Here is a 15806-nt window from a genome sequence, read left to right on the forward strand (position 1 = left end):
CGGCACTCCAGAGGAACACGATTTTGAGTCGCAAAGATAGTGATCCATGCGATAATCGTTTCTTCGGAGGCTTTCACGAAGGGCACACCGTTCATTTCTACGCACATTAGACGGGTTAACTAGCGTACGACACGTAAAACCCGTTTCCCTAATGCTAATTATACGTTTCATAACGCGTACTTGCAAGAGTTTAACGAGAATCGCTCTGTGTCGAATTTTAACGGACTAACCCCCGTCTTTACGAAAGTTATTTGCTTGTGTGGCTTCTCTCTGCATTCGATTACATGATACTATTGTTTTAAATAGTCAGTTTAATGAGAGGGGATTGTCTTGGATAAACTCAATGTAGAAATAGTGAACAGTTGCAAAGGCTTGGATTGCATTAGTATTGTAGATTGGCTACAATTTTTCGGGGCTATCGGTGGTGCATTTCTTGGCACCTTAATCGCAGGATTAGTAACTTTGAGCTCTGTAAAGAAACAGTTAGTATTCGCTAGGGATATGGAAAGAAAAAGGGAGTTAGATAACTTCATCAAAGTATTTACTGACATTTCTAATATACTTAGCAGAGAAATTAACTATCTTGAAAAGTGTATAGAAGAACTTAAGATTACTAACGATACAAAACGCATTGTAAATTTGTTAAAAGACCTAGCTGTTCAACTTGAATCCAAACAAGATGATTTACGCAGATTTGATTACGTAAGTATACCTCCTAACTTGTATATGAGAATTAGCAGTATAGATAGTGTGATGAATAATCTTATAGCTTCGTTTAAGAAAGTAAAATTTGAAGAGGATTACATAATAAGTGAATCAGAAAAACAAAAATTCATAGTAACTACGGAGGATATTTGTAACAATGTTAAGGAGTTTCAAAATGAGCTTATCGCAAAGGATGAACAATCAATTGCCGAAATTAAACGGCTAGATAACAAATGGAACGAAAGAACTACTGGCACTCTAAGAGATTTCGTTTCTAAAGCATTTCGACGCAAAAAAGGCGGTAGCCGTTAGGCCACCGCCCTCTCAACGATTATTTAAGGTGGATTGTTTTCGTGTTTGTACCGAATACACCCTCGGATACTTGCAGTTTCAACCCTTCTTTTTCTGCCGTTTCAGCGTTGATATCGAATGCCACTTTACCTTCGATAGTTGAGTCTGGGTTAACCTCCGCTAGGAAGAACTCTACGGCGTCCTCGTTAGCTGATATCGTAGCTGCTGAATCCGCATCGTACGTTTTGTCTTCAAATTTCAGCTTAAACATTGAACTATCTACCGTGTTAGCCTCGTTTCCGTTGTCGTTACTGTGACATCGGCTATAACGTACTTACCGTTAGCCTCTTCTTGAAGCATTTCTGGACGGAGTGTACTAGCCGTCAGATTTTCGGTGAAAGTTTCAGTATCGAGGGAAATTTCGTAGGTTATATTACACCGGATCTACACATCGTATATCCCGTCTTGGATAATCTTCAACTGCCGGAGGAGGAAACTGCGGAATTCATCGTCAGGGATAGTCGGTATGTGAGACTTTACGTAGGTAGTCGAATGGTCGAGATTGAGGCGATCAGATACGGTAATGTGTCGTTCACCATCCGAGACCATAATTAACCGTTAGTATTCGCGTACTTTTCTTTTGCTTTTTCGAGTCGTTCCTGGAACTTCTGCAACTTAGGAGACACGTCCTGTCGAGGCGACGAACTCTCCAACGATTGAAAGACGTCTATCGCTCGCTTTAAGACCCGTATTTCCTCGTCGTACTGCTTCCTTCTACGATAGATAATCGCTAGCCTATCGTATGGATGATTCCCTTCACATCGCTCTTCTACGTTTTTCTCGTAAAACTCTATCGCGTTGTCAACGTACCCTTCTTTTTCGAGTTCCCGCCCTTTAAGGTTTCGATCCACTATGTCTTTAGGTATCTTCAATTGCTTATAAGGTTTCTCCTGGGTTTTCTTCGATTTTGTCCGTTTAGTTGAGTTGGCACTCAACGGTGCTTTTGCGTATGTATTCGTAGTTGTGCGGTTCTCTCGTACTTTCTCATGGCTTTCCTCGTTGCTCCCGAGTATCTTCTTTAAAAACTTAATCACGACATTCTCTCCTCCCTGCCTTAACTATATTTTACCAGTTATCTTATGCGGATAAAAGAACTACGTAGTAACATAATATCTCTCTCAGTTGCAATGAGTCGACCATGGCCCCGTCTACCCTAAACTAATTGCCCTGTAGGTCGATTCTCTGCATCTTTACGTTACTTATCGATAATGACAGGAGAACATAGCGAGGGGAAAGCCTATGCTTATTGAACTAACAGGCAGAATAATTGAATAGTAAATGGAGACAGTAAATACATAAGTAATTTATGGGGGAGGTAAAAATGGATAATTATTGGAATGAAGTAATAAAACGTTTAGACTTGACACCTGAAGGTGCATGGATGGTGTATCTTGCTGGTGCAATTTTAATACCTCTTTCTCTTTTGTTAAAGAAACACCTTTCTTGGAAAGAATGGTACACAACTTTTGGTGTAGTAGGATTCCTTGCTTGGATGGGAAACATTGTCTTTTTTTATCAACTGGATTTACTTGATTCAGGAAAACCCTCAATAGGTAGTATTCCAGATACAATAATGTTTGCGATTGCTCCTGCTTGTATTAGTGTAATTTATTATAATTATTATACTTCTTCTAAATCAAAATGGGTTGTTGCAACCATATTTACTGTCGGTTCTTTGATTACCGAGTATCTTTTAGTAAATGTTGGTTTCCTGATACAAAAAGGTTGGGAAATTTTGTATTCAATACCTTTTTATGTAATTATGTTTTTTCTTTTTCTTCCATGGCACATTAAATTTATTAAGAATAAAAATAAAAATTGAATTAAGTGGGCAATTCTGAAAAAAGCAGGGATTACCTTTTTCTATTAAAGTAAAGGTTGCGTTAGTTGAATAAGAAAATAAAAAAGAGACTACCCGAAGGCAGCCCCGTAAATTAGTGTTTCAATTTCGATTGTAACTCCGATAATTCCTTTTCGATCTGCTCGTCGGACACCGGTGTCGCTTTGCGTTCGTCTTCTCCGACCTGGACAACCTCGGACCTTTCGGTAAGACGGCCTTGTAGCTTGTAGAACATTTCGAGGCCCTTAACGCTAGGCGTGCCGTTGTTCGAAGTCCCACGAATTAAATTAATTAACTGTGCGTCTGCTAACGATCGGTACTGCGCTAATCGAACTTCCGATAAGGATTCCATATATTTAACGAATAAAACGTCTTCCGTCCGCCAATTATACAACGTCTGCCTGGTTACCCCGGCGTCTTCCGCGATTTCATCCTGGTTACGTCGTTCTGCCTTGGTCGCATAGTCATTGTTAACAAGTAGGTTCGCCGCCTTTACCTTCCTCGGATCATTTAACGCTGCTTCGTACTCTTTTATCGTCATGCTCATTTCGTTTCCCCCTTAGTGTAGTTTTCACTCGCCGCTATCTCGTACGATCTATTTACTAATCGAAGTATGCGGAAGCTACGTTGCACCCGTTGGTTCACTTGCCACGGTGTAACGTCCCCTTGTGCTAACTCGTTATTCTGTTCAATACAAACGATCATCCCAACAAAGATCCCGGCGTACGTTTTAACCTCGCTTGCCCCACTTTGCTTTAACTCGTCGATGATTTCATGGGTGCTCGCTTTTAACTCGGATACGTCCAATGGTAGTAACCGGTTATGCTTATGGATCAATCGTACGTAATCGGTGAAAAACGAATGGTGTTGCGCTAACGTTGCTAACTCGTGCATATAATCTCCCCTTATAACGACTTCGGTACGACCCCTAGACCTTCTTTCACCGTTTTAACTCGTCGGTATTCTAAATCTACTCTATTCGGGATCTGATCGGCTACCTTGCCGGCTAGTAAATCCATGTTTCTAACGTCTTGCGTGCTAGACACGAGGCTTCGACTACTTACGGTGCTATCGAACTTCTCATTCTTAGCGTCAACCTGCGACAAGACCCCCATTAACTCGCCTTGTAATGCGGTTTTCTCAGCGTCGTTTAGATACCTGATATCGTCACTTCCCTGCCTAATTGCTGCACTTAGCTGCGACGCGTTGGTCGCCTGCGCTATATTTAATGCGATTCTGCTTGCTACTTGCTCGGAAGTTTGCTTTTCCCTTTGGCTTACGTTTACCGTGGCTCGCGCGGCTTTCGCCTTTGCCTCCGCTTGCATTTCCTGGCGTTTTACCGTCCACTCGTCCTGCGCTTGCTTAGCGGCTTGTTCAAACGTCTTATACGCTTGTTTAATCTCGTAATCTCTAATTTCATCGGTCACACTCGGATGATCCGACTCTTTAATTCGTTCCCTCGCTTTACCATACGTTTTATGTGCGTCCTTAACCTGCTGTCTGTATGAATCGTAATCCCCTAGGCTCACCTCGACTGCCTTCCCTGCTTCGGTTAATTGCTTCGCTTGTTTACCGTCCACGGTTACAACGCTATGCTGCTGAAAATCCCCATCGCCTTGGTACATGAATAATGTTTGATTCGCCATTTATAAAACCTCTCCCTTTTCGTTTTTATTTACTGAATGGTGACCACTTACCGCCGTTACTCGGCTTGCCCGGATCTCCGTAAGGCTTCGATTTGCGCTTATAGTTTGCATCGTCGGCAATTTCCTGCGCCTGCTGCTTTAACACGTCCCTGTCGATTGTATCGTCCAAGTAACGGGCGTACCTGCCTACCTCGTCGCATGGAATACCTGCGGTTACCAATTCGACTTTCTTGGCGAGTGCGATCGCCTTTTCTTTCATTTCCTCCGATTCCGTCTGCTTGCGTTCCTGCTCGGCTTGCTCGGCCTCGGCATCTTCCACGAGAATGCGGTCGACTTCCGCCTGTACTCGTTCTTCCATTTCTTCCTCAGTAAAACGTAGTTCATCACCCATTATTCGCGCCTCCCCTTGTTTTGTGGGTTTCGTGTTCCTGTCATCTCTTTCCGTTCTCGGGCTAGGCGTTGCTTTACAATGCGATCAACGTCCTCCTGGCTGAACTTCGGTTCTTCTCGTTTTCTCATGTTTCTTCCTCCTTGTTATGAGTGATCCCGTTTGCCTTTCGGCTCCTCGCCTTCTCTGCTTTGTCGAGAATCTCAATTAACTCCCGAGTGCTCACGATAGCTCGGACTTCACGCATGAAACCGTTGTCGTCGTATTCTCTTGCATTTATTTCTGCGTCCGAATTAAGTACGTTCGGTATCACTTTCGGGCTCATCGTCTGTATGATCCATTTACCGTCGTCAATCTCATAGGTAACCGTTGGCTCCTCCTTACGTACCGTGACCAATCGATTGAGGCGATGTAAAAATTCAAGCGTGGATAGCCGCCCGTCGTAATGCTCGTCTAAAAACTGCTTAGCTTGTGATTCAATTTTCATGTGATTTCCTCCTTGATTTTCGTTTCAATTTCGATTACTATAAAATTAATATGGCGTAAGTATATACATTAAAAAACATGAATAGGAAAGTTACTATTTTCTTCAGCCCCTATGATTCTAGCTTCTTCTGATTCTGCGTAAACTCGATAAACCCGTCTGTAACTTCGAACTTCATCGCTATTTTTGCGGCTGTATTGTCACTTACCTTTCGCTGACTTGTTTCGACCATGCCGACTACTGCCAACGATAGCCCGAAAAACTCGGCAAAATCTTTCTGTGTCATGCCCAGGTACAATCGGATCGCTTTAAACCTCTCACTAGTCAATACGTAAACCTCCTTTTATCACTACGATTTTAAAAAGAAGATACAAGAACATCGCCGGCATGTGCTCTTGCCTCTCTATTATCACGTATGTTCATCCCCCCTTTCATGGGCCTTAACAGGCGTCACTCCGGTTGTTAATTCCCGATCGCGGTCCCGTTTCCTGCCGGTTTCTCTTTGCCGTTTCGATGGTTCGAATACCTCCGTTACTGTCTCCGGTTCGAACGTCGTTTCCCGAGTCTTGTAATTCTGCTCGTCAACGTGATCGCGGTTGTCACGGTAGGCTGTCGATGGAAGAAATGTCCCTGTTTGATCGTATCTCTTCCGCGCTTCCTTTTGACGTTCTTTACAATCACGGCAGCAATATCGCTTATCCTTTCGGCTCGGTTTCCATACGTTGATACAGAAAACATGCTCGCATTCTCGATAACTCTCATACTCCTCGTGGGCTTGCTCCTCGTTTATGATTCCTAATTCCTCGCGGGTTAGTATATCGTCCATTAAATCCGGCTCTGTATAGCCCGATTTCTCAATCCATTCGTGTTCCAACGCCTGCCAATCCTCACAAGTGTATGTCCGCCATTCCTCGCGTTCCAGGTTCTCGTGGACGAAGGCATAAATGCCCGCTAACTGATCGAGGGTTTCCTTGTCTTCGTGTATGTTAACAGTGCTTTCGATAAATAAGTCCACATCGTCCCTGAGTCCATCGATATCATAGACCCCCGATCGCTTGTAACGTCGATAAAGATCCGTAAGTGTCGGTGGTGTGCTCGGTGCTTTCGCTGTTGCCGTGTTCATTACGCTGATTCCCCTTTCTTAGTTTTCTTTGATTAGAAAATGACCTTTAACTATGACCCCGTTTTCCTGCATAGCCTCTTTTACTACTTGTGTATTCATTGAATCAGCAAAGGCTTTACGGGATATTCCGTTGTCCTTGTACCATGTAGCCTTGTGAACTTCTTCGCCGGGTTTCATGAGAAGGATCATTTGTGTAACTTTATGCTTCGCGGTTTCTTTGCCTGATAGTTTCGTAGGGGCTTCGTATGTCCCGAACTCAGCGCCTGGACATTCTTGCTTTAATTGTTCAATGAACCCCTCGTCTTTTGTAAACATATAAACAGGCAACTGAACTGATTTCTGCACCGGTCTTGTTCGGGCCAACTCCTGCATGAAATCCTCTAGTTGGTTAGTCAGTTTGAAGTTTTCGACGTCTTCATCTTTAAAATGCTTGCCTCGACTGTCGGTAGCCTCGCAAAACTCGATTGAACGCCCGTTGATCGTCGATGCCATGCTTATATAGAAGTCCGAAGGTTTAAAGTAATTGCCGAGGAATATAACGCCATCACAGTCGATATAGTCGTTTGTAGCCCGTCCCCCGTCAAAGTATTTCGTTGTTAGCTTATCGTTGCCTTCGAGTGCGTGGTTAAGGCTTTCCTGGTAGCGTTTGTACGTGATAACAAGGAACTTTGTCTCCGGGTGCTTACGTTGAATCTGTTCGCAGTACGTTTTCATTTTCGCTACAACGTCGGCTTCCTTCTTTCCTTTTAAAGAACTCCGGCTAAGGTTTTCCGCCTTCGACACGTAAAACGATAGGTTATGGTATGCCGGCGTATTTTCCGGCCTGATATGCGTCAGCTTTTCCGATTCATTCACCAACGCCATTTCCAACGCTAAATGCCCCGTTCCGTCGAGAATACTTGCGTTTAACTGCGTCCAGTCGTAGTGAACCTTTGTAGCGCATGAGAAATACCGAACCTGCTTGCCGCTTTCGTTCTTGTATTTCGATACCCTGCCACCATGTCTCGCGATATGCTCGATTCCTCGTAGCTTTTCCAGTCGTCCGAAGTCGTTCGCGTCCCCTAACATGTAGGCAATACGTTGGTCTATACGGAAGTCTTCGCTTTCACCTTCGGGGTATATCAGCGCCTTATCTTCGACTATCGGGTTTTCTAGGAAGTCCCGTAGCTTCCGAACCTGCTCGTAAATATCCCCGTAGTGAGGTTTCTTCTCGAAGTCTTGAAGCGTGGCCCATTCGATCACCTCGTTTAAGTCTCGTTGAGTTACCTTGTGGTGTTCGACAATCGACGGCTTTTCATCGACGATTAGCCTAGGTCGATCACAGCGCCTACCTTGCTCGTTGTAGAAGGAACGGTATTTATCGATCTTTCCTTGTAACGTTAAATGCTTCAGCTTTTCGTGTGTCATGACAAGTACGTTGTACCCGACTTGCTCCGTTTCCTGCTCTCTGTATGCGTTGTATGTCGGGGTCATGCCGTCTTCTGCGTCAGGGTCGAAGCCATACAGACCGAAGGCGAATGTGTTCCGATGCATCATCTTGCCTGCCGAGTCTACCGCCGGCCCTGCATTTAGATAGTCCACCAACGTTTTCACCTGCTCACGTTTAGGCAGCACGATTATAGCCCCGAAGTCTGTTCGTATCGTTTGCCGACCTGTTTCAACGTCTTGGTCACGTAGTTTGTTCCATAGGTACTCCGATAATAACGCCGATTTCCCGAAGCCCATGTAAGCCCCGACAAGAGACGGTCGCCCCTTTACGCTTGGCTCATCCCATTCTCGCATGACTGTTAAAGCCATCCGATAATCTTCGGGGGTTAACTCTCGTCCACCTTCCGTAATTTTAATCGCCCATTGTCGCATGATGTTTTCGTTTCTGTTCGAAACCTTCCGGCCTATCGGCGGTGCTTCGATTAGTACGTTTCTGCCCATCGTTTCCATCGTTTCCATCGTCCCCTTCGTTTGTATTCGTGGATTTCGTAAATGTTACCTAGAACGTTAAGGGTTACTCTTACCGTTTTTCGTAACATTTCGTCTGTACGTTTATAGGTGATTAGCAAGTAGGCGGTCTTTGCCGACTTGCCGAGGCGGGTTGTGCCGAGATATGTTTCTCCTCGCTTATTAAACCTAAACCCAACCCCTGCGCTCGTGTTAAAGCCCAAACACTCCCGCTATGGCTACCTTACGCTACGCTAGTTATGAGCGTTGAAATTCCCTCCCGATTCCCTGCGTTGTGACGTAGTTTTCTAGTAACTTCACCGCTTGGAAGTAGTTGAGCTGCGTTTCCTTGCTTCGTTCGCTTCCGATGATCCCCTCGATTTCCCCGAGGTATGCTGCGGACTTATCAACGTACCTTACCGGCTTATGGAACGTATGCCGCCCGAACTCGTACAAATGGAGGTAGTTATCAGATTGTTTGTGATAGCCTCGTAGAGTCAGGCGACCGGTTTTCTCTAGCTTCTTCAACGCCTTGTCCTTCAAGTCGTATAGTCTTTCCTGTCGCGTTTTGGATCGGCTTACTACCGCATGCTTACCGGAACTATAACTTTTCGTCTTTGTGTCACGGCTTTTCTTCGCGGACTTATTCACCATGTAAAGCGCGTCAGATAAACACTTGTCGGAATAGTCTAGAAAACTAACGTCCACTTTTCGCTTCTTGATTTCTACGCAATCAGCTTTATCGAAAAGATCGAACTCTTTATAACCTCTCGGGGTCAACGCCTTCACTAACGCAACCGGCTTCGTTTCTTTCTCTGGCCGTAAGCCATCTTGCTCTTTCAACCGTGTCTTTGTCCCTAAGTGTGCGGGTATGCTCTCCCAGCCTTTATACGTGTTCATGCGTACCCCTTGACCTAGCTTTGCGTTTTCCATTGTTCATCGCCCTCCATTCATTTATTTCGCTGCCCCGATTGTTACGTCTACCCCTCCGTAAACTGACGGATCTGGTCAACGTACTCGACGTCGTACACCTCGTATAACTTCCTCTTCGTTTCATCGGATATAGCACACCGTCTTTGCTCGATGTACGATACCAACGACCGACTAACTCCGATTTGATTAGCGAAGTCCTCCCGGCTCATGCCGTTGAATGTTCGTATAGCCTTAAGTGTCTCCGGTTGCATTCCGTTCGCCTCCCTTCAATGACTTCGTTAGTTAATTCGTGAATGACGGTTAAAAGTGCTTACAATAGCTAATACCACAAAAACGTCCAAAAGTGGGACATTTATTTTGCCCTCACTTACTAATAGACCAAAAACCGCCAAAAGTGGGACATTTTTTTGCCCTTACTCGAATGTACCAACGAAAACGCCGAATTTGGGACATTTAGCGTTTTCGGAAACGCAAAAAAGCCCGATAGGACCGCTAAATCCTATCGGGCTATGTATACGTGTGTCTATTCGATTTCACGGCTGCTGCGCCCGCTAAAACGCCATTTAACTACTCGTTGTTCCGATAATCTAAATCTCATTGCCTCCCTCCACTTCGTTACGTCGGCTACCACTTACTTAACCTCGTTGTTTACGTTAGGAAGACCTGTCCGTTTAACAGTAACCTCGATACCTTCGTCCAATCGTTTCAAAAATGCACACGTTTACTATTAGAATACAATAGAAGATATGTGCACTTTTCGTTGTTAGCGTCGTTAACGTCTTACCGTTCCATACTCCGGCCGAGATAGTTCAACGATAAACCGGGCGAACCTGGAGTTAATCGCGGAGGCCCTACGTATAGATGACGTAAGGGAACGGATCGAAATAATCGTACGATAGTCGATGTACTAGCCCCGGTTGTTCTCCGAAAATTTTAGCGAGAAATTTACCGTGCCGGTATGATCACAGTATTTACCATCGAGGTTATCGCATTTTCCGTAAGAAACTGTTATCCACCCGGCAGCTCAATCCCCTCGACGATGCCCCGGGGGTTTTATTGAATGTTTTGAGCCGTTGATTCTACCTTGCTAATGTTCCTTTATAACGTATGCTTTTACATAAAAGGATACATACATTTTGCCTTTGTACCGCTGTTCACCTATTGAACGTTATACGAATGTATGGTATTATAGTTAATAACAACAAAAGGATACATAATAAATCACGAATAAAGGGGACGGGATCATGGCAAATACAAAGAGTAAAGAAAGTATGATAGTAGACGTTCAACCACTACGTACGGCGGAGGAAATAGCGGATTTTAGAGAGTCGTTACAAATTGCCGGCAAACGGTCAGGGCAATCGGATCGTAACCTATTGCTATTTAATATCGGCATAAATACGGGCTTACGGATCGGTGACATAGTGAAGTTACGGATAGAGGACGTTAAAGGGAAAACATCGGTCATTATCCGTGAAGGAAAGACGTCAAAACCTCGCACCGTACATTTAACGGCAATCATGGCAGATATAGCCGACTATTTAACCGATAAACAAGCGGAAGTGCCTAACGGTGCCCCTACGTGGTTATTTCCGTCCAGGAAAGGCGACAACCACATAACAACGACACAAGCATACCGTGTACTAACAAAGGCTGCGGACCTAATCGGACGAAGTGATATAGGCACACACACGTTACGAAAAACGTTTGGTTACCATTACTACCAACGCACAAAGGACGTGGCAACGTTAATGGAGATATTTAACCATAGCGACCAAGTAACGACAAAACGATATATCGGCATACGTGACCAGGAAATAGCGGATAGCTTGAAAGACTTCCGGCTTTAACATTGCGGCGGGTTAAATGCCCGCTTTTTTGTGCTTACTTATCGGTCAGCCCCGATATCTCCATATATGTCAATTAACGTAAATCTCGACTGCTAACGGTCCAGGGGGTGAGTTTTCCGGCCCAGTCGTCCGTCGCGAAGGCTCGTGCCGGTGAAACTGACGTTAACTATTACGATAGTTATACGTGTGCTTGGCGTCATTCCGCCTGGTTCTTCTTCGTTAACTCCCGGTCTATCCGTTCGACTACGGCCGGTAAATTCCGATGTATCCTCGAACCTGTGAACCGTAACACCGTCCATCCTTTACTACGTAAATAACGATCCTTTTTCCGATCATGCGCCTTCTGTTCTGGCGTAGAATGGAATGCTTTCCCGTCTGCCTCTATCGCTATCTTCTTACCAGGGAACGCTATATCAATGCGATATCTACCTTCCGGCCATTGCGCACGCGGATATAACCCGGCTGACGTGAGCCCGTTATACAACCTGCGCTCAATAGGCGACTCGCACTTAGCAAATTCGGATGCCTCAACCGGCTCTGGGTCGTATTGAAATCGATTAAAACAGAAAATCGTGAAGACCATTAGCAAAAAGAGTACAACAGACACAATAAATTCGCTCATATTTCATCACCGGTACTATTCTCGCCTTAAACCGCCTTTAGTACACGTCCGCCATTCGTTTCAAGTATATCCCTCGACTAACTTTTCTCCACGTTGTATATAGGTAGCTTAAGAGATTGCGGACCTTTCCGTCTTTATAACGCCTTACACACGACAAGAACGCTTCTATGTATTCGGGATGATTCTCTGCTTGTATAGTCGGGTCTACCGTCGCTTTTGCACGGTATAACGCACCGATAGTCTCATATAAGCCCTCTACGTTAAAGAACGGACTCATAACCTCGTATAGTTTCTTAGGGATTGCGTGTTTTAGCGTATCTGTCGTATCTAGTACGTGCTTTTGAGTATGGTTAAAATTAGATGGTTCGGAAATAATTTCGTTCCCTGACGCTTTACTCGGAGCACTCTCAACGTCTTCTATTGCATTGTCATCCTGAGTTATCATATTCGATAGAGTCGGTAGAATACGTATAACGTTTACGGACTTTTTACGAGATTTCCCTCGCCACTTCTTAACGGTTGGTAGCTTATCAATCATTCCGAACTCTACAAGTCTCTTTACCGCTCTAATAACCGTACTCTTACTTATTCCAACGCTATCTGCTATCGTTTGGTACTTCGCGAAACTGACGCCTAGCAAACGTAAACTGGATCTCCCGAAGAAACGGAGAACCTCGATTACGGAGTCGGGCTGCTCGTCCGCTTGTAACCGTGCTAAGTACTCGTATATTTTCTCGTCCATCTCTACCTTCGACGCAAAGGTGACGTGTTCCGCCAGTTCTTTTAAGTCGGTCGTAACGTAATTCATTCCGTGTTCCCTCCTCGTATAGAAGGCGCAGTAACCGAACGTATGTTCTTTAAATGGACAGACTTGCCGAATTTGACACTCGTCCATTTTTTCGATATGATTCCTATAGGCGTAGGGTGCATATCGTTGGCGTGTGGCAAGTCCACATCGTCGGCGGTTGCGCCTTTTTTTATGTCTTTTTATATGTCTAAGTCCTTTAATGGTGAGAAACTTTTATGTTTTTCTGAAACTTCGCTACTGAATAGATTCACGTAAACTCGAACCATTTCCATCGAAGAGTGACCGAGAATCTTTTGTAGTTCGAATATGCCTGCTCCGTTCATCACGGATAACTTCGCAAAAGTATGACGTAACGTGTGCGGGCTGCATCGAACCCCTTTAATCCCCGCTCTCTTTCCGTGAATAGCAACCAACCTTTGTAATGCGTTCCGAGTCATTCTCGTTTCATCGATAGTCACGAATAGGTGACCCGTCTCACACGTTCCTCTTATCTTTAGATACCGACTTAACTGCTCCTTCATTTTCGACTGTATAGGTACATAACGATGCAGGTGATTCTTCGTATTCCTGACGAATATTTGTCCTTCGCTTAACTTCACGTCTTCTACGAGTACCCCCGCAACTTCATTGAGCCTTAACCCCGTCTCCACTAATAAGAGCAAGTACGTGTAATCCCGTTGTCCCGTAAAAGTTCGTAGGTCTGGAGAGTTTAAGAGTTTCTTTAATTGCGTGAGGTTAAACGTCTCAATATTCGCTTTCCTGTCTTTTAATAACGGGTACTTCCGCATCGGATTATTGTCGATGTACTTTCCGTCATCCAGGAAGTTAAATAACGTGCGGATTGCTCGTAGTTTCGTGTTGATCGTTCCTACCTTTAACTGACGTTCATGCTTCATATCGTCAATGTAATCGTCGATGTCCTTACGTACGACTAGGTTTAAATCTAACGATTTCTCAAATCGAACCAAATAACGTCGAAAATCCTCGCATTCTTTTTGGTAGTAATGAAGCGTGAACTCTCGAAGTGCTTTCCGTTCTCCGTCGGCTAAGAATTTCTGTAAAGCTACGTCGAACGATATCTCCGTGCCTTTTAGCGTCCTTTCAACGGTTTCTATCTCGTACGGTGAAAGACGGTTATCCCGTCGATTTTTACGCATACAAAAAGCCCCGCCTTCCTTTTGATTTAGGAAAACGGGGCTTAACGTTGACTCGTTTAGGCACACGACCATTTTACGTCACATTAAACGCAAAAAAAGACGATACCTACGCTAGTAGATACCGTCTTATGTACGAATTTTAGTACCGGTGGCCGGGCTCGAACCGGCACTCCAGAGGAACACGATTTTGAGTCGTGCGCGTCTGCCAATTCCGCCACACCGGCATTTCATGGAGGCGGCAACCGGAATTGAACCGGTGATAAAGGAGTTGCAGTCCTCTGCCTTACCGCTTGGCTATGCCGCCATTGAAATAAGTAATTAGTAGATTATATTCAAAGTTTAACTTCTTATGAATTAACTGAGATGATTTCTGGAGCGGAAGACGGGATTCGAACCCGCGACCCCCACCTTGGCAAGGTGATGTTCTACCACTGAACTACTTCCGCTTATGATGGCTGGGCCAGCAGGATTCGAACCTACGCATGACGGTACCAAAAACCGTTGCCTTACCGCTTGGCTATGGCCCAAAAAATTATACAAAAAAATGGGGCGGCTGATGGGGATCGAACCCACGAAATGCCGGAACCACAATCCGGTGCGTTAACCACTTCGCCACAACCGCCACAAAAATAAAGCAGGGGTAGTAGGAATCGAACCCACATTGACGGTTTTGGAGACCGTAGTTCTACCATTAAACTATACCCCTATTTGTAATGTAAAAAAATAAATGGTGGAGGGAGTAGGACTCGAACCTACGAACCCGATGGGAGCGGATTTACAGTCCGCCGCGTTTGGCCAACTTCGCTATCCCTCCAAAAAATTAAAACCTCGTGGTGCCGGCCAGAGGACTTGAACCCCCAACCTACTGATTACAAGTCAGTTGCTCTACCAGTTGAGCTAGGCCGGCGAAAGAAAGGTGGCTCGGGACGGAATCGAACCGCCGACACACGGATTTTCAGTCCGTTGCTCTACCGACTGAGCTACCGAGCCAAACAAATGATGAACTAATTTAGTTCTTATCATTTTTAACTATTAGATAGTTTATGTAAAATGTGAATAATGGCGGTCCGGACGGGACTCGAACCCGCGACCTCCTGCGTGACAGGCAGGCATTCTAACCAACTGAACTACCGGACCATTTTGGTTGCGGGGGCAGGATTTGAACCTGCGACCTCCGGGTTATGAGCCCGACGAGCTACCGAACTGCTCTACCCCGCGATATTGTAGGTGAACTATTATGAAGTTCCCATAAGATTTTCAAACAACTCTTTGTGAGAGTCAAAATGGTGGAGGATGCAGGGCTCGAACCTGCGACCCCTTGCTTGTAAGGCAAGTGCTCTCCCAGCTGAGCTAATCCTCCAAATTGAGTGGTGACCCGTACGGGATTCGAACCCGTGATACCGCCGTGAAAGGGCGGTGTCTTAACCACTTGACCAACGGGCCAATCGAAATTTTATATGGCGGAGAGCGAGGGATTCGAACCCTCGAAACCGCGAAAACGGTTTACACGAATTCCAATCGTGCTCCTTCGGCCAGCTCGGACAGCTCTCCATAAATGGCTCCACCGGTAGGATTCGAACCTACGACCGATCGGTTAACAGCCGATTGCTCTACCTCTGAGCTACGGTGGAATAATTCTAAACCTGGCAGCGTCCTACTCTCACGGGGATCGACCCGACTACCATCGGCGCTGAAGAGCTTAACTTCTGTGTTCGGCATGGGAACAGGTGTGGCCTCTTCGCTAACGCCACCAGATCATTTGTTTTTTCTTTTTTCAGGGACAAGATACATTATATTGCCCTTTCAAGAAAATTTCAAGGGTTTTTAATAATTTTTTTATGAACCCTCAAAACTGGATAAGACAACATCATTCAAACAAACATTTTTTCCACGAATTTTTATAGTTAAGCCTTCGATTGATTAGTATCCGTCAGCTGCACGTGTCACCACGCTTCCACCTCGGA

Annotated in this window: 18 protein-coding genes, 15 tRNA genes, 1 rRNA gene and 1 pseudogene; 3 read left to right on the top strand and 32 right to left on the bottom strand. The window is 45.0% G+C overall.

The window, feature by feature from the left end; all coding sequences use genetic code 11:
* The first annotated feature begins 330 nt into the window (after positions 1 to 330).
* On the top strand, positions 331 to 1017 hold the full coding sequence (locus ACFQIC_RS12930) for a hypothetical protein (protein ID WP_204709679.1): 687 nt from the start codon (positions 331 to 333) through the stop codon (positions 1015 to 1017).
* 19 nt (positions 1018 to 1036) lie between these two features.
* On the opposite strand, the pseudogene ACFQIC_RS12935 reads toward ACFQIC_RS12930, so the two are convergent.
* A pseudogene (locus ACFQIC_RS12935) lies at positions 1037 to 1294 on the bottom strand (DUF4352 domain-containing protein); the annotation flags it as partial.
* Positions 1295 to 1607: 313 nt separating this feature from the next.
* A complete protein-coding gene (locus ACFQIC_RS12940; protein WP_204709684.1) occupies positions 1608 to 2090 on the bottom strand; it encodes a tetratricopeptide repeat protein in 483 nt (160 codons plus the stop codon).
* Positions 2091 to 2377: 287 nt separating this feature from the next.
* On the opposite strand from ACFQIC_RS12940, the gene ACFQIC_RS12945 reads away from it, so the two are divergent.
* Positions 2378 to 2878 carry a hypothetical protein gene (locus tag ACFQIC_RS12945; protein WP_204709685.1) on the top strand — a complete coding sequence of 167 codons (501 nt, stop codon included), beginning with the start codon at positions 2378 to 2380 and terminating at the stop codon, positions 2876 to 2878.
* Positions 2879 to 2990: 112 nt separating this feature from the next.
* On the opposite strand, the gene ACFQIC_RS12950 is transcribed toward ACFQIC_RS12945, so the two are convergent.
* The 11 genes from ACFQIC_RS12950 to ACFQIC_RS13000 form a co-directional block, all read right to left on the bottom strand.
* A complete protein-coding gene (locus ACFQIC_RS12950; protein ID WP_204709687.1) occupies positions 2991 to 3443 on the bottom strand; it encodes a phBC6A51 family helix-turn-helix protein in 453 nt (150 codons plus the stop codon).
* Positions 3440 to 3790, bottom strand: coding sequence for a hypothetical protein (locus tag ACFQIC_RS12955; RefSeq protein WP_204709689.1), 351 nt, complete (start codon positions 3788 to 3790; stop codon positions 3440 to 3442). Before ACFQIC_RS12955 ends, ACFQIC_RS12950 begins: the two co-directional genes overlap by 4 nt.
* A gap of 11 nt (positions 3791 to 3801) precedes the next feature.
* Positions 3802 to 4542, bottom strand: a complete 741-nt coding sequence (locus tag ACFQIC_RS12960; RefSeq protein ID WP_204709690.1) for a hypothetical protein — start codon at positions 4540 to 4542, stop codon at positions 3802 to 3804.
* Between the two features lie 25 nt (positions 4543 to 4567).
* A complete protein-coding gene (locus ACFQIC_RS12965) occupies positions 4568 to 4933 on the bottom strand; it encodes a hypothetical protein (protein WP_204709691.1) in 366 nt (121 codons plus the stop codon).
* Entirely contained in the window at positions 4933 to 5061 is a 129-nt protein-coding gene (locus ACFQIC_RS12970; RefSeq protein ID WP_390217178.1) for a hypothetical protein, read from the bottom strand. Before ACFQIC_RS12970 ends, ACFQIC_RS12965 begins: the two co-directional genes overlap by 1 nt.
* The gene (locus ACFQIC_RS12975; protein ID WP_204709692.1) at positions 5058 to 5417 is read right to left on the bottom strand and encodes a hypothetical protein; all 360 of its coding nucleotides are present in this window, start codon (positions 5415 to 5417) and stop codon (positions 5058 to 5060) included. Before ACFQIC_RS12975 ends, ACFQIC_RS12970 begins: the two co-directional genes overlap by 4 nt.
* A gap of 109 nt (positions 5418 to 5526) precedes the next feature.
* Complete coding sequence (locus ACFQIC_RS12980; RefSeq protein ID WP_204709693.1) at positions 5527 to 5742, bottom strand: helix-turn-helix domain-containing protein; 216 nt, start codon at positions 5740 to 5742, stop codon at positions 5527 to 5529.
* Between the two features lie 81 nt (positions 5743 to 5823).
* On the bottom strand, positions 5824 to 6537 hold the full coding sequence (locus tag ACFQIC_RS12985) for a hypothetical protein (protein ID WP_204709694.1): 714 nt from the start codon (positions 6535 to 6537) through the stop codon (positions 5824 to 5826).
* An 18-nt stretch (positions 6538 to 6555) separates the two neighbouring features.
* On the bottom strand, positions 6556 to 8466 hold the full coding sequence (locus ACFQIC_RS12990) for a hypothetical protein (protein WP_390217181.1): 1911 nt from the start codon (positions 8464 to 8466) through the stop codon (positions 6556 to 6558).
* A 264-nt stretch (positions 8467 to 8730) separates the two neighbouring features.
* Entirely contained in the window at positions 8731 to 9405 is a 675-nt protein-coding gene (locus tag ACFQIC_RS12995; RefSeq protein ID WP_204709696.1) for a hypothetical protein, read from the bottom strand.
* Positions 9406 to 9452: 47 nt separating this feature from the next.
* Positions 9453 to 9656, bottom strand: a complete 204-nt coding sequence (locus tag ACFQIC_RS13000; protein ID WP_204709698.1) for a helix-turn-helix transcriptional regulator — start codon at positions 9654 to 9656, stop codon at positions 9453 to 9455.
* 993 nt (positions 9657 to 10649) lie between these two features.
* Between ACFQIC_RS13000 and ACFQIC_RS13005 the strand changes: the two genes are divergently transcribed.
* Entirely contained in the window at positions 10650 to 11255 is a 606-nt protein-coding gene (locus ACFQIC_RS13005; protein WP_204709708.1) for a tyrosine-type recombinase/integrase, read from the top strand.
* Between the two features lie 196 nt (positions 11256 to 11451).
* Here the strand turns inward: ACFQIC_RS13005 and ACFQIC_RS13010 are convergent, their stop codons facing one another.
* From ACFQIC_RS13010 to rrf, 19 genes are all read right to left on the bottom strand, one after another.
* Entirely contained in the window at positions 11452 to 11739 is a 288-nt protein-coding gene (locus ACFQIC_RS13010; protein ID WP_390217184.1) for an endonuclease domain-containing protein, read from the bottom strand.
* Between the two features lie 175 nt (positions 11740 to 11914).
* Positions 11915 to 12685 (bottom strand): helix-turn-helix domain-containing protein, encoded by a 771-nt coding sequence (locus tag ACFQIC_RS13015; RefSeq protein ID WP_204709712.1) that lies wholly within the window; start codon positions 12683 to 12685, stop codon positions 11915 to 11917.
* Between the two features lie 179 nt (positions 12686 to 12864).
* Positions 12865 to 13842: a tyrosine-type recombinase/integrase gene (locus ACFQIC_RS13020; RefSeq protein WP_204709713.1), complete on the bottom strand. Its 978-nt coding sequence runs from the start codon at positions 13840 to 13842 to the stop codon at positions 12865 to 12867.
* 143 nt (positions 13843 to 13985) lie between these two features.
* Positions 13986 to 14066: transfer RNA gene (locus ACFQIC_RS13025), tRNA-Leu, on the bottom strand.
* 6 nt (positions 14067 to 14072) lie between these two features.
* A tRNA-Cys gene (locus tag ACFQIC_RS13030) sits at positions 14073 to 14146 on the bottom strand.
* A 67-nt stretch (positions 14147 to 14213) separates the two neighbouring features.
* Positions 14214 to 14288 (bottom strand) — tRNA-Gly (locus tag ACFQIC_RS13035).
* A 6-nt stretch (positions 14289 to 14294) separates the two neighbouring features.
* Positions 14295 to 14369, bottom strand: a tRNA-Gln gene (locus tag ACFQIC_RS13040).
* Between the two features lie 18 nt (positions 14370 to 14387).
* Positions 14388 to 14464 (bottom strand) — tRNA-His (locus ACFQIC_RS13045).
* Positions 14465 to 14477: 13 nt separating this feature from the next.
* A tRNA-Trp gene (locus ACFQIC_RS13050) sits at positions 14478 to 14548 on the bottom strand.
* 22 nt (positions 14549 to 14570) lie between these two features.
* Positions 14571 to 14656, bottom strand: a tRNA-Tyr gene (locus ACFQIC_RS13055).
* A 17-nt stretch (positions 14657 to 14673) separates the two neighbouring features.
* Positions 14674 to 14749 (bottom strand) — tRNA-Thr (locus ACFQIC_RS13060).
* A gap of 10 nt (positions 14750 to 14759) precedes the next feature.
* Positions 14760 to 14832 (bottom strand) — tRNA-Phe (locus ACFQIC_RS13065).
* A gap of 70 nt (positions 14833 to 14902) precedes the next feature.
* Positions 14903 to 14979, bottom strand: a tRNA-Asp gene (locus ACFQIC_RS13070).
* A 4-nt stretch (positions 14980 to 14983) separates the two neighbouring features.
* Positions 14984 to 15060: transfer RNA gene (locus ACFQIC_RS13075), tRNA-Met, on the bottom strand.
* Between the two features lie 66 nt (positions 15061 to 15126).
* Positions 15127 to 15202 (bottom strand) — tRNA-Val (locus ACFQIC_RS13080).
* Between the two features lie 8 nt (positions 15203 to 15210).
* Positions 15211 to 15285: transfer RNA gene (locus ACFQIC_RS13085), tRNA-Glu, on the bottom strand.
* 15 nt (positions 15286 to 15300) lie between these two features.
* Positions 15301 to 15393 (bottom strand) — tRNA-Ser (locus tag ACFQIC_RS13090).
* Positions 15394 to 15398: 5 nt separating this feature from the next.
* Positions 15399 to 15473: transfer RNA gene (locus ACFQIC_RS13095), tRNA-Asn, on the bottom strand.
* A 10-nt stretch (positions 15474 to 15483) separates the two neighbouring features.
* Positions 15484 to 15597: ribosomal RNA gene (gene rrf, locus ACFQIC_RS13100) — 5S ribosomal RNA — on the bottom strand.
* Positions 15598 to 15806 lie beyond the last annotated feature (209 nt).

This window comes from Halobacillus seohaensis (assembly GCF_042663045.1).
GTDB lineage: Bacteria > Bacillota > Bacilli > Bacillales > Halobacillaceae > Halobacillus_A > Halobacillus_A seohaensis.